The sequence below is a fragment of the Rubellimicrobium thermophilum DSM 16684 genome (genome assembly GCF_000442315.1).
Taxonomy (GTDB): Bacteria; Pseudomonadota; Alphaproteobacteria; order Rhodobacterales; family Rhodobacteraceae; genus Rubellimicrobium; species Rubellimicrobium thermophilum.
The window spans coordinates 98,966-112,827 of record NZ_KE557322.1 but is presented as its reverse complement, the minus strand read 5'-3'; the positions used below and the strand labels follow the sequence as shown (position 1 = coordinate 112,827).

The following is a 13,862-nucleotide window of genomic DNA, read 5'->3' as shown; positions in this document are numbered from 1 at the left end:
CGGACAGGCTCTCCTGAATGGCGGGTGAGGGGCGGGAGGTTCCGCCGGGATCGCACCGATAGCTATGGACCCCCCGGAAGGGCGTCAAGGGTGGCCTCTGCCTCTGACCGTTCCGTCTCCTGCATGGCGGTCATGCGGGCCAGCATGGTCCCGAGCAGGGGCGCGGGCAGCTCCATCAGGCGCGCCTCGCGCGTCCACAGGATGGCGGCGCGGGCCTCGCGGTCCGGCCAGATCCGTTGCAGCATCGCCCGGTAGGCCGCCATCTGGCGCAGGATTCCCTCGGGCACCTCTTCGGGGCGGGCCGGAACGATGCGGTTGGTCTTGAAGTCCACCACCGTCACGGCCTGTGGGGTGACGATCAGGCGATCCACCTGCCCCCGGAGCCGCCCCAGGCCCTCCACCTCGGCGGTCAGGGCGGCCTCGGCCAGGGCGCCGGGGGCGAACAGCCATGCCAGATGGGGCGCGGCGGTCAGGCGGGCGGCTTCCTCGACGATCGGGGCGACATCGCCGACCAGCGCGGCCTCCTCCATCGCCCCGAGCAGCGCGCAGAGAGTATCGGGATCGGTGCCCGCCGGCAGATGTTCGAGGGCGCGATGCAGCAGCGTGCCACGCGCCCGGGCGAGCCGGCGCAGGGTCTCTTCGCTGTCCGTCGGGGCATCCGCCTCGGCCAGGACCGCCTTGGCGCCCCCCAGATCGGAGGGCGAGAGGGGGGCGGGGCGTGGCCCCGGCGGGGGGAGCGGCCCCCAGTCGGGCAGGGCGGGCGGATCGGCGGCAGGCGAATCGGCCGCCGTTTCTGTCCCCGGCAATGGCGGCAGGCTGTCCCAGTCGGGCGAGCGGAGGCAGAGCCGGGGCCTTCCTCATGGCCGAAATCCTGCTCGGCCGCCCCCGCTCTCCGAAGCCCTTCCCGCACGAGGCCGTGCCAGCTCTCTGCGCCGTTGCCGCAGTCGCCTGCGGCGCAGACCACGAGCCAGGATTCGGCCCGCGTCAGGGCAACATAGAGCAGGCGCTGCCGCTCATGGGCTTCGGCGGCGATCGAGGCCGCACGCCGTTCGCGCAGGATTCGGGGTTGATCCTCGACGGGGCCGGGCCAGACGGCGACGCGGCCGTCCTTCATCGCGAGCAGGGGGGGCGGCTTGCCGGGCCTGCGCTTGCGGCAGTCGGGCAGGATGACCACGGGGGCCTCGAGTCCCTTGGCCCCATGCACCGTCATCACCCGGATGCGGCCGTCGGCCGTTCCCATCTGGCGCTTGACCTCGGTCCGGTCTCCGGCCCGCCAGGCAAGGAAGCCCGTCAGCGAGGGCACGGCTTGTGCTTCCCAGGCGAGGGCCTGCGCCAGCAGGGCATCAAGACCGTCCTCGCATTCGGGGCCAAGCCGCGCGACAAGCCGCCGCCGCCCGTCATGGCGCAGCAGAAGCCGTGCGATCAGCTCGTGCGGGCGCAGGAAATCGGCACGGTCCCGCAGGTCGTGGAGGACGGCGCGGGCATGGTCCACATGCGGTGCGGGCGGTGCTGCCTCCAGGGCCTCCCACAGCGTCTGCCCCTCGGGCCGCGGCCGGGCCAGATCGTAGAGCTGCCTTTCGCTCCAGCCGAACAGCGGCGATCGCAGTGCGCAGGCCAGCGCCAGACAGTCCTGCGGCAGGGCGAGGAAGCGCAGCACCGCCTCCACGTCGCGCACGGCGAGTTCCTCGCGCAGGCGGAGCCGGTCGGCACCGGCCACGGGCAGATCCGCCGCCTTCAGCTCGCGGATGATGGCATGGAACAGGACATTGCGCCGCTGCACCAGGATCATGATGTCGCCGGGTGTCACCGGACGGCGATACCAGCGGCCGTCACGTTCGACGGGAACATGGCCGCTGTCCAGCATCGCCCGGACAGTTTGCGCGATCCGGGCAGCCAGCACCCGATCGGGATCCCGGGGGCTGCGGGCGTCCACGGGATCGGTCCAGGGTCGATCATCCCCGGCGCTCTCGGCCGGCGGGATCGGCGCCCAGAGATCCACCCGCCCGGGCATCTGCGCGCGGAAGGCCCGATGGCAGGGGGGCCTGTTCCCCAGACCGCCGTGATCGGCGGCAAAGCAGGCGTCCACCGCGCGCAGCACCACCGGCGAGGAGCGGAAGGAATATTCCAGATCCTGCAGCATCAGTCGCCGCCCCGCCTGGGCCATCCGCGTGCCGAATTCACGGGCCATGCCGTCAAAGCCTTCGGCATCGGCACCCTGGAAGGAGAAGATCGACTGCTTGCGGTCCCCGACCACGAAAAGGGTGCGGGGGCGGTCGGGATCGGCGGACCATCCGCTGGTCATCTCTTCGGCCAGCCGTCTGATCACGGCCCATTGGGCAGGGCTGGTATCCTGGGCCTCGTCCACCAGGATGTGATCGATGCCGCCATCGAGCCGCCAGAGGACCCAGCTGGCGACGGCCGGATCGGTCAGCAGCCCGAGCGCCCGTGCGATCAGGTCGTCGAAATCGAGGGCCCCGCAAGCGGCCTTGCGCTGCTCATAGGCCTGCATGAAGGCCGTGGCCCAGGCGTGAAGGGCCCGGTTGCGGTCATGGGCGGCCAGGCACAGGCGCAGGTCATGCGCCGCCTCGACATCGACGGCCAGCTGCCGCAGGGCCTCGGCCAGTTCGGGGTGGGACTTTCTCAGTTCCGCGGAGAGAAAAGCATCGGGCTTGGCGGTATGCCGCCTGTCGCCGGACTTGTAGAGGCAGAGATCCGCAAGCGCGGCCAGATCGTCCAGTGTGGGCGCCGTCCGTGCGGCGATCCTCTCGAAGAGCGCGGCAGCGGCCTTGTCGCCCTTGGTCCGGCCCGTTTGCAGCACCGCTGCTGCCTCGCGCAGGAGCTGGCGCCGTTCGGCCCCTTCGAGGCAGGCCAGCAGGCTGTCCTCGCCGCTCTCGGGCTTCAGCCCCAGGGCTGCCCGCAGCTCTGTCTCGGTCGCTGCGGGCAGGAAGCTGTCGCGCCGCGTCAGGACGGCTTGCAGCAGCTCATCGAGATCCAGGCGGGGATCGTGGCGGGCGACGGCCTCCAGCAGGGCGCCCTCCGGCCCCAGGGCCAGGGCCTCGGCCACCTCGGCCCGCAGGGCGGCGGCCTCGCCATCGTCGAGCTCGCGGAACTGGGGACTCACCCCCGCCTCGAGCGGAAAGCGGCGCAGCAGCGCAGCGCAGAAGGCATGGATGGTCTGGATCCGCAGCCCCCCCGGCGTTTCGAGCGCCTGCGCAAAGAGCCGCCGCGCCCGCGGCAGATCGAGGGGTCCGATCCCCTCCGTCAGGCCAAGGGCGCGCAGCTCGGCCACAAGGGGGGCATCGGGCATCAGCGCCCAGGCCCCCAGGCGGCGGAAGAGGCGGGTCTGCATTTCGGCCGCGGCAGCCTTGGTGAAGGTCAGGCACAGGATCGCCTGCGGATCGGTTCCCCCAAGGAGAAGCCGCGCCACCCGGTCGGTCAGCACGCGCGTCTTGCCCGATCCGGCATTGGCCCCCAGCCAGGTCGAGACCCGTGGATCGGCGGCCTCGATCTGGCGCCGGCTGGCCGGATGCGGCGCCGTCTCCGGCCCCTGATCGGGCGGGGCCGCGGGCGGGACGGACAGGGCGCGCAATTCGGTCATGCGGAGGAGGGCTCTCCCTGAGCGGGGCCGGCAGGGCAGAGCCTAGCAGCCCGGCCCCCCGGATGCGAGATGGCCGGGCCGGAGGATCCGGGCCATCTCATCCCAGATCCTCGGGCAGCGGATCCTCGTCGAGGCTCCATTCCCCGAAGCGGGCCAGATGATCGTATTCGTCGGTCTCGTCGGTCCGTTCGGCGGCCATGCGGGCGGTATAGCCGCGTGCAGGATTGCTCCAGAGCGCGAGAACCTCCTGCAGTTCGCTCCAGATCCGGTCCGGCGGATGCCGATCGAGCGGGGCAGGGACCGTCTTCACCGCCTGTCCGAGGGTGAGGAAGGCCGCCCCGGCCACCCTGGCCCGCCCGATCGCGCCGAAGGCGCCGCGTTCGGCCATCGCGGCCAGCAGGAGAAGCTGCTTGTCGAACAGCTCCTGCTGCCTTTCGGTGGGAGCCCTGCCGGTCTTGTAGTCGTAGATCCACAGCGCGCCATCGGCGTCGGTATCCAGACGGTCGGCCTTGCCCGTCAGAACGAAGGGCTCTCCGCCGACATCGACGCGGATCTCGCCCTTGATCTCGAAATGCTGCGGCTGGCCCAGGCTGCGCCGCTGCCGCTCATGGGCGAGAAAATCGTCGATCCCCTGCGCGAAGCCCTCCAGCCAGAACCGTCCCTGAACGGGCCAGGCACAGCCTTCGGCAAGGCTGCGGGCGACGGCCTCGGTCAGGCGGTCGCGGGCCTGCGGGGCCTCGGGGTCGAACCCGTCCCGGAAGACCCGCTCGAGCGCCCGGTGGATCAGCGTGCCGCGCAGCTGCGATTCGGGCTCGGGCCGCAGCGGATCGAGCGGCGCGAGGCGCAGGATCTGTTCGGCGTAGATGGCATAGGGGTTGCGGTAGAGACGGGCGAACTGCGTGACCGAGAAGCGCCGCGGCCGCGCCGCCGCCGGCGGACGGGGCGAGGGACGGCGCGCCGGGGCGATGCGGGTCTGCGGGCGGCTCAGGGTCTCGGCCAGAAGGAGCCATTGCGCCCCCCCTGCGCGCATGGCCGCCAGCGCATCGCCCCCCCCCTGCGCCGCAGGCAGACCTTCGAGGAGGTTGAGAAGCCGCACGAGCCAGCGCGACGGCAGCAGGGGGGCGTCGTCGCTGCGCAGGCTGCGGGTGATCCAGACCTGCGGCGCATTGAGGGCGGTGACGAAGTCGAGCGCCGCAAGGCCGATCTCGCGTTCGGGCAGAGGCAGGCCCGCCCTTTCGCGCAGGCGGCGGTTGAGCCAGGGATCGGGCCGCGGCGCCGGCGGCCAGACGCCCTCGTTGAGCCCCCCGAGGATCACCAGATCCGCCTGCTGTGCGGCGGCCTCGCGCGGGCCGAGGATCAGCGCCTGCGGATGTCCGCGGTCACGCTCGCGCACCTCGCGCGAGGCGAGGATGCCGTCGAACAGTCCCACATAGTCGAAGGGCGAAAACGGCCCCCCTGCCTCGGCATGCCGCGACAGATCCGCGCAGGCGGCCCGTGCCTCGCGTCCGGCCGCCGCATCCCAGAGCGTGCCGCTGCCCTCGGCGGCCCCGGCCCCGCGGGCCGCCATTTCCGCGACCTCGAGATGAAGGCGCAGCAGATCGGGCAGGGGACGGACCCCGTCCGGGGCAAGACGCCCGAGCAGTTCTCCCACCCAGGCGGCCCAGGCGGCAAGGTCCGGATCGGCCCGGCCCGCGCGCTGCTCCCGCTCGGCGAAAGCGGCCAGCGAGGCCGCGTCGGGAAAGGGGGGGCCATGTCGGCGCAGGGCGAGTTCGAGCGTCTGGACATGGCGCAGATGCGTCCCCCGCCCCGGTCCGGCATGGCAGAGCGGATGCTTGAGCAGCGCCAGCAGATCGGCGGCCGTGGGTCGCGTGCCGATCAGCCGTGCCACCTGCCGCAGGAACCGGCCCGGCGGCGAGAGTCCGAGCGGCATGCCAGCGCTGTCGTCCGGCACCACCCCCCCCAGCGGTCGAGCGCCGCCGCGACACGGCGCGCAAGGCTGCGGTCGGCTGTGACGAGGGCGCAGGTCTCCCCGCGTGCGATTCCGTCACGCATGCGCGCGGCGATGGCCTCGGCCTCGAACCGGGGCGAAGGGGCCTCCAGAAGCGTCAGCCCCGCGCAGGCGGGGCGCAGATCCCCCAGGGCAGGCCCCTCGGCAAGCCATTGATCGGTCACGGGGGGCGGGCGCAGCGCGAGGCTGATCAGCCTCGCGCGGGCGGGCACCGGGGCCTCCCTCACGGTCCAGGGGCGGACGGAGCGGGGCGACAGGCCGAGCCGGCGCAGCAGGCAGGCGAAGCGGAACTGGGGGTGATCCTCGCCCGTCAGGGGCGAATCGAAGCCCTCCCACACCGGTTCGGGCAGGTCGAAGTCGAAGGCGGGCAGCACAACTGCGCCCTGCGGCAGGCGGGCGACCGCCTCCATCAGCAGGCGGGCACCCCCCTGCGCCCCCGTCGCGCCGGCGACGATCACGGGATCCTGCGGCGGCGCGCTCTCCCACAGGGTGCAGAGGCGTTCGGCCACCTGACGCAGCCGGCCCTCTCCCTCCGGAGCGCCGCCCTCGCCGAACCAGGGCTCGAGGATCCGCAGGAAGCGCAGGCTGCGCTCCCAATGACCCGAGAGATCGGCAAGATCCGTCGGCTCGAGCCTGGCGATGGCCGCCGGGGGCACGCCCTCGCCCTGCATCTCCTCCATCAGTTGCGCGAGACTGTCGGCCAGGTCGTAGAGATGCGCGCGGGGGGCGAGATCGGGTTCCTTCTCGAGCAGCGCCCCGACGAGCCGGGCCAGTTCGAGCCGGCGGCGCAAGGGGGGAACGGGCGGCGGCAGGCCGACCCAGGCCGGGTCGAGCGCGACTTCGGACAGCAGGCGCAGGCGGGGCAACAGCCCCGGTCCGCGCGCCTCGAGCGCATCGCGCACGGCGCGCAGCATCCGCCGGGCGGGGAGATAAAGGGTGATCCGCCCCCAGGCCTCGGGCGGCGCCCCCGCGAGCCGTGCGGCCAGTCCCTCTGTCAGCGCGGCGGCGAAGGGCAGCCCGGGCGGCAGGCCGAAGACACGCGGCGCGGGGCTGTCGAACAGCGCGGCGGTCATGGCGCGGCGTCCTGCGGCAGCGCCCCGGCCAGCAGCGCCTCGGCCAGCGCGATCCCCTCGGGGCGGCCGACATCGGCCCAGCCCCCCGGATGGAGAACGCCGAACAGCCTGCCCCGTGCCTCCATCCTGTCCCACAGCCGGTTGAGCGAGAAGACCGGGTCGGGAATCGCCGCGAGCCCTTCGCTGCGCAGCATCTGCGCGCCGGTGAAGACGAAGGGGCCCCCGCGCGACAGGCGCCCTTCGGCATCCATCGCGAAATCGCCCGCCCCCCGATAGCCCACGGCTCCCCCCCTCGGCACGAGCAGCAGCAGCGCCTCCATCCCCTCCCGCCAGGCGGAGTCCAGCATCAGGAGAGGGTTCGGTCCGGTCCAGACGGCATCGCTGTTGAGCGTCCAGAGCGGCCCGCAGGCGGCCTCGGGTCCCAGCAGGGGCAGCGCCGCGCGCAGGCCGCCTCCCGTCTCGAGCAGGCGGTCCGATTCGTCCGAGAAGCGCACCCCCGCCCCGGCGAGGTGATGGCGCAGCATCGCCGCCTTCCAGTGCAGGTTGACGACGACCGGTGCGGCCCGCGCGCCGCGCGCCAGGTCAAGCGCATGGTCGATCAGCGCCCGTCCGGCCACGGGGATCAGCGGCTTCGGCCGGTCGGCGGTGAGAGCGCCCATCCGCGTGCCCAGACCGGCCGCGAAGATCATCAGCGGGCGCGTCATGCCGGATCCCCCAGGGCACGGCGCAGCAGGGGCGCCAGCGCCGCCAGCGCGGGATGGGCCAGATCCCCCGCCAGATGCGCGCGCAGCCGCGGGACGAAGGCGAGATAGCCGGTCCGTCCCCGTTCCTGCGCCAGCCGGGCAAAGATGCCGAGGATACGCAGGTTCCGCGCAAGCCCGAGCACCGCAGCCGCGGCGGCCACGGCCGCTTCGCTGCGGCCTGTTCCTTCGGCAAAACGGCGGGTCATGGCGGCGCGCAGCTCTGCATCGGTGTCGCGCCGCGCATCGCGCAGGAGCGAGGCGAGATCATATTCGGGCGGCGCGAGCACCGCATCCTGGAAATCGAGCAGGCCGAGGCGGTCGAGTCCCTTGCGCTGCGGTCGCCAGATCAGGTTTTCGGCATGGAAATCGCGCAGGGAGAGGACCGAAGGCTGCGGCGCATGCCGCTCGAGCGCGTCCTGCAGCCCTTCCCCGATCCCTGCGGCAAGACGGGCATCGGTTCGGGGCAGGAAATGTTCCCAGAGGGGGGCGATCATCCCTGCCAGGCGCTGCGGCGTCAGCGCCGCAAGACCGGCAGGCGGCGGCGCGGCCTGCAGCCGCAGGAGCAGGTCCACGGCCGCCCCGTAGAGCCGCGGCGCCTCGCCGGGCCTGCGGGCCAGACGGGCGGCCAGCGTCTCGGGGCCCAGATCCTCGAGCAGCAGGACCCCTTCGCCTTCGGCCAGAACGGTCGGCGCGGCCAGGCCCAGACCCCGCAGATGCGCGGCGATGCGCAGGAAGGGGGCGACCGAGGCGGGTTCGGCCCGCGCATCCATCAGCACCGCGCTGCGCCCGTCCGGGGCGGTCAGACGTTCGTAGCGCCGCGCCGAGGCATCCCCCGCCAGGGGCTGGCGCCTCCAGCCGGCGCAGGGCGAGGCGGCCAGGAAGGCTGCCACCGGGTCGTCCGATGGGGCAGGGGCCGGGCGGCGGCTCGCGGCCGACCCTGCGCCTCCCTGTCCTGCCGCCCGTTCAGCCACGGGCCGCCTCCGCAGGGATGCCCTGCGCAAGACCGGCAAGGCGGTCCGCCCAGGGGTCGGGGCCCTCGAAGACTCCGATCCGTCCCTCGTCCCCTGTCGGGCCCCGGTGGTCGAGGCGCAGCGTCAGCGCATCGCGCGGGGCCAGGGCCCCGAGCCGGCCCGGCCATTCGACGAGGCAGAGCGCGCGGCCGAAGGCATCGGCCAGTCCCGTCTCCAGGATCTCCTCCGGTCCCGAAAGACGATAGAGATCGGCATGCCAGATGGCCTCCGGCCCCTCGCCATAGGTCTGGACCAGGGTGAAGGTGGGCGAGGGCACCTCGGCCTCCGGGTCACCCAGCCGGGCCCGGATCAGAGCGCGGGCGAAGGTGGTCTTGCCCGCGCCGACCGGACCATCGAGCAGCAGCGTATCCCCCGCCCCGAGCCGTCGGGCCAGCGCCGCGGCCAGGCGCGTCATGTCCTCCTCCTGCGGAAGGGCGATCGGATCCGTCAAGACCATGAGGCGAGACTAGGCCCCCCCGGCGCCGAGGACCAGAGGCCGGAGCAGGCCGACCCCGTGCTGTCCGCTTTTCCTCGTCCTCGCCCTGTGCCGTCCGGTCCCGCCGGAGGAAGTCGGCCGGGGAAGCGACCGGGAGAGCGACCGCGGAACAGCCGACCAACCGCCCTAGACGGTCTCCTGCGGAGCCGTCTGCCCGGTCCGGGCAGAGCGGCGGCGGCCCGGACGCCGCCGGGGGCCGCGGCTTGTCCGGCTCTCCGCCGGCGTCCAGCAGGCCGCCTCCTCGCCCAGTGCCAGGACAGCCGGGGAGTTGCCGGAGGACAGGGTGGGCCGGGTCGCCCTGCTGGCCTTCAGCGGGGCTCCGGGGGGCGCCTCCTCCCGGAATCGGGCGAGCGTCATCCCCCCCGGCAGCCGTTCGGTCGAGGCGCTCACGGAGCGCCCGTCCCGCAGCAGGATCCCGGCCTTCCAGCTTCGCATGGCCCGCCCCTCGCGCAGCTCGGCCCAGACCGGCGAGGGGACACAGGCCGCCTCCCATCGCGCGGCCTCCTCGCCGATATCGCGCTCGGCCAGGCTGTCGCGGCTGCCTGCTGCCGGTCCGCTGTCCCCGGCCCCGCCCCAGAGCTGCCGATAGGCCGCATTGGCCAGGCACAGCGCGCCCGAGGGACCGAACACGGCCACCGCCTCGCCCATGGCATCGAGCACCGCGCGCAGGCAGTCGATCTCGGCCCGGAAGCGCCGCGCCAGGCCCATCTCCTCGCTGATGTCCTCGAACAGGAAGACCAGCGCGCCATCGGGATGAGGGCGCCCCGTGACGCGCCAGGTCCGCTCGCCGGGGAGCGACCAGGTCTCGCAATAGCGGTCGCGCCGGGCCTCGGCCTCGAGCGCGGCGAGCTGGTCCCGCCAGCTTGCATAATGGCGCGGCTCGGGCAGGAAGGCCGGGCATCGCGCAGCCGGTCGAGCACGGTCTGCACGCGCGGGCGGGCGGCGAGGAAGGGCGGGGGCAGGCCCGTCATCTCGACGAAGGCGGGGTTGAAGAGCACGAGCCGCCGGCTGCGGTCGAAGACGGCCAGACCCGTGGACAGATGGGCGAAGGTCTTGCCCAGCGCCCGCACGAGGTCGTGGCGGGCTGTCTCGGCCCGCACGGCTCCGGTGGCGTCGGCAGCGAAATGCAGGCTCCCGCTCCCGTGCCGGACGCTCGTGACCTCATACCACAAGGGCTCGCGCGAGCCGGGGGGAGAGAGCGACAGACGGCGCGTGACGGGTTCGTTGCCGGTCAGCGCGGGGGGCGGCCCGAAGAGCGGCACGGTCGGCCAGAAGGCGCCGGGCGGAGGAGAGGCCTCGGCCTCCGGCGTTTCGGGCTCGGCGGCCGGTGGGGCCGGCGCGCCGTCCTGCATCAGGTCCGACAGGGCCAGATAGGCCCGATTGGCCCAGATCACCGTTCCGCCCGCATCGAGCGCCCAGGCCGGCTGGGGCGATTCCCCGGCCAGGCCGCGCAGCAGATCGAGTTCCTCCTGCAGCACCTCGAGGGCGAGGCGGTCCAGTGACGTTCCTCCATCGGGCCCGGGCCGAAGACTCAGCCGCAGCAGCGGGGCCTCGGCTTCGGCCAGCAGGGTGGACCCATCCGGCGCGGTGAGCAGCAGGCGCCCCTCCGGCGCCAGGCCGGCCAGACGCCGCGTCAGATCGGGGCCGAACCGGCGACCGAGCAGGGCGACCACCCGTTCCCGGTCGCCGCCCCCACCGGGCCCGGCGGCTGCCGACGGTTCGTCCGTGGAACCTGCCGGCGACTTCGCGCCCCGATCCGACCCGGCCACGGTCTTCAGGGATGTTCCCGCCCCGCGCAGGAGCTGCCGCGCCGCGGCCGTGGCATCGATCAGTTCGGCGCCGTTGAAGAGAAACACGGCCTCTTCCGCGGCCAGGCTGCCCAGTGGGGCCATCCCGCCCATCCGCGCCGGGCCGAGCCGGGCCAGCACCAGCGCGATCAAAAGCCCACCGACCAGCGCGAAGAGCCCCGCGGCCATGCTGTCCATCAGAGCTGTCATCCCCGTCCCCCGCTGTTCCGGCCCCGGGACGCAGGCGGTGCCGTGGCCTGCCCGGTACGGCGAGGATCGGCGCAAATGGTTAAATCTTCGTTAATTCAACCTTGAGAGGATTTCATGTATGGATTTTCAGCCACAGGCTGCGTCAGGGCCTCGGCTGGCCAGACGACCGAGGCCACCGCCCCCCCCTGCGGCCCGTTGGCGAAAGCGATCCGCGCCCCCGTGCGTTCGAGCAGGGTCTTGGCGATGAAGAGGCCGAGGCCCATCCCCTCATAGCCCTGACGAAGGCGGGCGGGATCGCCGCCCTGTTCGGCCACGCCGGCGCGCCCTGTCACGAAGGGATCGCCCAGACGGCCGATCAGCGAGGGCGGAAAGCCGGGCCCATCGTCCAGGATGCGCACGGCGATGCGCCCGCCTCCCCAGTCGAGCCGGATCTCCACCCGTTCGCTGGCGAAGTCCACGGCATTCTGCACGAGGTTGCGCAGGCCGTGGACGATCTCGGGGCGGCGCGGCAGATCGGGCTGGCGGCCTTCGGCGGCTTCGGGGGTCAGCACGACGATCCTCTTGCCGCGGCCGCGATGGGGCGCGGCGGCTTCGTCTACCACCGCCGAGAGGGGCGCGCGGTCCAGATAGGGGTCGCGTCGCCCCTCGCGGCCCATGGTGCGCAGGATGTCGCGGCAGCGGTCGGCCTGTTCGCGCAGGAGCCGCGCATCCTCGAGCAGCGCCGCGCGATCGGGCATGTCGTCTTTCTCTTCGAGAGCGGCGATCATCTCCGAGGTGACGAGGGTGATGGTGGCCAGCGGCGTGCCCATCTCATGCGCCGCCGCCGCCACCATGCCATCGAGATCCGAAAGCCGCTGCGCCCGGGCCAGCGCCATCTGCGTGGCGGTCAGGGCGTCGGCCATGGCCGTCTGCTCGCCCGTCACGCTGCGCACATAAAGGCCGAGGAACACCACACCCGTGGCCAGGGCCAGCGCGAAGCCCCACTGCAACAGGGCGGGCGGGGCCAGGGGCCCTTCGGCTGCGGTCAGCGGCAGATGCCACAGGCCGATCGCCGGGATCAGCGCGAGCGTCACCCCCCCCAGCGCCAGGGCCGTCCGGGGGCCGAGCACGCTGGCCGCGATGGTGGCGGGGGCCAGGATCAGCACCGCAAAGGGATTGGCCAGGCCCCCCGTCAGCGCCAGCAGCAGGCCGAGCTGGAGGATGTCGAAGGTCAGCAGGGCGGCCGCCTCGCGCTCGGACAGGCGGCGGCTGCGGGGCATCGTTACGCCGGCGACGAGATTGACGAGGATCGAGGCGCCGATGACGAGCGAGACAGGGCCCAGCGGCACCGCTACACCGAGCGGCCCCGCCGCCACCGCAACGGCCGCCGACCTGGCCGGCGGATCGCCACCCCAGCGCGCCCCCGTCAGGGTGCGCAGCGCGACCCAGTCCGGCCGCCGCTCCGGCAGCAGCGGGGCGGTGGCAGGGTCTGTGGCGGCATCTGTCCGGGGAGGGCTGGGCGGATCGGTCATGGGGCCTCCTGAAACGAGGGCTTGCGGCGGCTGGCCGCATTGTCAAGAAGGACCCCGCCGGCCAATCCCGGCCCGTCCGCATCCGTCATTCTGCATCCGCATCAGGAAAGGACCGACATGCGTCGCAGCACCCTTGTCCTTGTCGTCGCGCTGGCCGTCGCTGCCGGGGGCCTCGGGGCCATCGCCCTGGCCCCCCTGTGGCGCGGCGGGGACGCATTCGCCGCCTGTCGGAACGGGCAGGTCGCCGGCGGCGATATCGGCGGACCCTTTGCCCTGGTGGACGGAGAGGGGCGAACGGTGACCGATGCCGAGGTCTTCGACCGCCCGGCGATCCTCTATTTCGGCTATACCTTCTGCCCCGATGTCTGCCCGCTCGACATGATGCGCAATGGCGAGGCAGCGCGCCTTCTGGCCGAACGGGGTCATGAGGTGCGGCCCGTCTTCATCACCGTCGATCCCGAACGCGACACGCCCCCGATCGCGGGCGAATGGGCGCTCAATTTCGCCGACAATGCCGTGGGCCTGTCAGGCAGCCGCGAACAGATCGAGGCCGCGATGCGCGCCTGGCGGGTCTATGCGCAGGCGCAGCCGGCCGAGGACGGATTCTATCTCGTGGATCATTCGACCTTCAGCTATCTCGTGCTGCCCGGCCATGGCTTCGTGGACTTCGTCTCGCGCGAGGAGGCGCCCGAAGCGGTGGCCGACCGCATGGAATGTTTCCTCGAAGCCGCCGGGGCCTGAGGCACGCGCCCGGGACGGGATCCGTTGACGGGGCATCTTCTGCTTCTATTCTTGCCGTAGACAGGAACCGGAAAGGACAGTCGGATGGAGCAGAAAGCAGCGGAGTCGGCGATCGGGCCGGATCCTTCGCTTCTGCTCGTGGATGATGACGAACCCTTCCTGAAGCGGCTCGCCCGCGCCATGGAGCGGCGCGGTTTCGTGGTGGAAACCGCCGGATCGGTTGCCGCCGCGCGAGAGGCGATCGCAACGCGCCCGCCGGCCTATGCCGTCGTCGATCTGCGGCTGGGCGACGGCAACGGGCTCGAGGTCGTCGAGCAGCTGCATGAGCGGCGGCCCGAGGCGCGGGTGATCGTCCTGACCGGATACGGGGCCATTGCCACCGCCGTGGCCGCCGTCAAGATCGGCGCGATCGACTATCTGGCCAAACCGGCCGATGCGGAGGACATCACGCGCGCCCTTCTGGCCGAGGAGGGAGAGCTGCCCGAGCCGCCCGAAAACCCCATGTCCGCCGATCGCGTCCGCTGGGAGCACATCCAGCGCGTGTTCGAGATGTGCGATCGCAATGTGTCCGAGACGGCCCGGCGGCTGGGCATGCATCGCCGCACGCTCCAGCGCATCCTGGCCAAGCGTTCGCCCCGCTAAGGGGTGTTTCACGTGAAACATCCCGCCCGTCGGGCGGCTGCCG

The 13,862-nt window shown here is 72.8% G+C and carries 11 protein-coding genes and 1 pseudogene; 2 read left to right on the top strand and 10 right to left on the bottom strand.

What is annotated here, in order from left to right; genetic code table 11:
* Window positions 1-62 precede the first annotated feature (62 nt).
* The 10 genes and pseudogenes from RUTHE_RS18330 to RUTHE_RS10090 form a co-directional block, all read right to left on the bottom strand.
* Complete coding sequence (locus tag RUTHE_RS18330) at window positions 63-578, bottom strand: PD-(D/E)XK nuclease family protein (protein WP_342662241.1); 516 nt, start codon at window positions 576-578, stop codon at window positions 63-65.
* The gene (gene addA / locus RUTHE_RS10120; RefSeq protein ID WP_021098304.1) at window positions 470-3,598 is read right to left on the bottom strand and encodes a double-strand break repair helicase AddA; all 3,129 of its coding nucleotides are present in this window, start codon (window positions 3,596-3,598) and stop codon (window positions 470-472) included. The genes RUTHE_RS18330 and addA overlap by 109 nt, the downstream gene beginning before the upstream one ends.
* Before the next feature lie 97 nt (window positions 3,599-3,695).
* Window positions 3,696-5,528 carry a double-strand break repair protein AddB gene (addB, locus tag RUTHE_RS18325; protein WP_021098303.1) on the bottom strand — a complete coding sequence of 611 codons (1,833 nt, stop codon included), beginning with the start codon at window positions 5,526-5,528 and terminating at the stop codon, window positions 3,696-3,698.
* Window positions 5,474-6,679 (bottom strand): PD-(D/E)XK nuclease family protein, encoded by a 1,206-nt coding sequence (locus tag RUTHE_RS18320; protein WP_021098302.1) that lies wholly within the window; start codon window positions 6,677-6,679, stop codon window positions 5,474-5,476. The genes addB and RUTHE_RS18320 overlap by 55 nt, the downstream gene beginning before the upstream one ends.
* Window positions 6,676-7,383, bottom strand: coding sequence for a nucleotidyltransferase family protein (locus RUTHE_RS10110; protein ID WP_021098301.1), 708 nt, complete (start codon window positions 7,381-7,383; stop codon window positions 6,676-6,678). The genes RUTHE_RS18320 and RUTHE_RS10110 overlap by 4 nt, the downstream gene beginning before the upstream one ends.
* Window positions 7,380-8,312: an aminoglycoside phosphotransferase family protein gene (locus tag RUTHE_RS10105; protein ID WP_040645694.1), complete on the bottom strand. Its 933-nt coding sequence runs from the start codon at window positions 8,310-8,312 to the stop codon at window positions 7,380-7,382. The genes RUTHE_RS10110 and RUTHE_RS10105 overlap by 4 nt, the downstream gene beginning before the upstream one ends.
* A gap of 73 nt (window positions 8,313-8,385) precedes the next feature.
* A complete protein-coding gene (gene tsaE / locus RUTHE_RS10100) occupies window positions 8,386-8,847 on the bottom strand; it encodes a tRNA (adenosine(37)-N6)-threonylcarbamoyltransferase complex ATPase subunit type 1 TsaE (protein ID WP_021098299.1) in 462 nt (153 codons plus the stop codon).
* A gap of 207 nt (window positions 8,848-9,054) precedes the next feature.
* Window positions 9,055-9,636, bottom strand: a complete 582-nt coding sequence (locus tag RUTHE_RS17605; RefSeq protein WP_021098298.1) for a PAS domain-containing protein — start codon at window positions 9,634-9,636, stop codon at window positions 9,055-9,057.
* Between the two features lie 236 nt (window positions 9,637-9,872).
* Window positions 9,873-10,280 (bottom strand): annotated as a pseudogene (locus tag RUTHE_RS18630) (hypothetical protein); the annotation flags it as partial.
* A gap of 740 nt (window positions 10,281-11,020) precedes the next feature.
* Window positions 11,021-12,436: an ActS/PrrB/RegB family redox-sensitive histidine kinase gene (locus RUTHE_RS10090; RefSeq protein WP_021098297.1), complete on the bottom strand. Its 1,416-nt coding sequence runs from the start codon at window positions 12,434-12,436 to the stop codon at window positions 11,021-11,023.
* Between the two features lie 117 nt (window positions 12,437-12,553).
* On the opposite strand from RUTHE_RS10090, the gene RUTHE_RS10085 reads away from it, so the two are divergent.
* Together RUTHE_RS10085 and RUTHE_RS10080 are read left to right on the top strand one after the other, a co-directional pair.
* Window positions 12,554-13,177, top strand: coding sequence for an SCO family protein (locus RUTHE_RS10085; RefSeq protein ID WP_021098296.1), 624 nt, complete (start codon window positions 12,554-12,556; stop codon window positions 13,175-13,177).
* 84 nt (window positions 13,178-13,261) lie between these two features.
* A complete protein-coding gene (locus RUTHE_RS10080) occupies window positions 13,262-13,819 on the top strand; it encodes an ActR/PrrA/RegA family redox response regulator transcription factor (RefSeq protein ID WP_021098295.1) in 558 nt (185 codons plus the stop codon).
* Window positions 13,820-13,862: the final 43 nt, after the last annotated feature.

Coding starts and splice junctions, on each gene's coding strand:
- addA (WP_021098304.1), bottom strand. CDS start 3,598: ATGACCGAATTGCGCGCCCTGTCCGTCCCGCCCGCGGCCCCGCCCGAT.
- addB (WP_021098303.1), bottom strand. CDS start 5,528: ATGCCGCTCGGACTCTCGCCGCCGGGCCGGTTCCTGCGGCAGGTGGCA.
- RUTHE_RS18320 (WP_021098302.1), bottom strand. CDS start 6,679: ATGACCGCCGCGCTGTTCGACAGCCCCGCGCCGCGTGTCTTCGGCCTG.
- RUTHE_RS10110 (WP_021098301.1), bottom strand. CDS start 7,383: ATGACGCGCCCGCTGATGATCTTCGCGGCCGGTCTGGGCACGCGGATG.
- tsaE (WP_021098299.1), bottom strand. CDS start 8,847: ATGACGCGCCTGGCCGCGGCGCTGGCCCGACGGCTCGGGGCGGGGGAT.
- RUTHE_RS17605 (WP_021098298.1), bottom strand. CDS start 9,636: ATGGGCCTGGCGCGGCGCTTCCGGGCCGAGATCGACTGCCTGCGCGCG.
- RUTHE_RS10090 (WP_021098297.1), bottom strand. CDS start 12,436: ATGACCGATCCGCCCAGCCCTCCCCGGACAGATGCCGCCACAGACCCT.
- RUTHE_RS10085 (WP_021098296.1), top strand. CDS start 12,554: ATGCGTCGCAGCACCCTTGTCCTTGTCGTCGCGCTGGCCGTCGCTGCC.
- RUTHE_RS10080 (WP_021098295.1), top strand. CDS start 13,262: ATGGAGCAGAAAGCAGCGGAGTCGGCGATCGGGCCGGATCCTTCGCTT.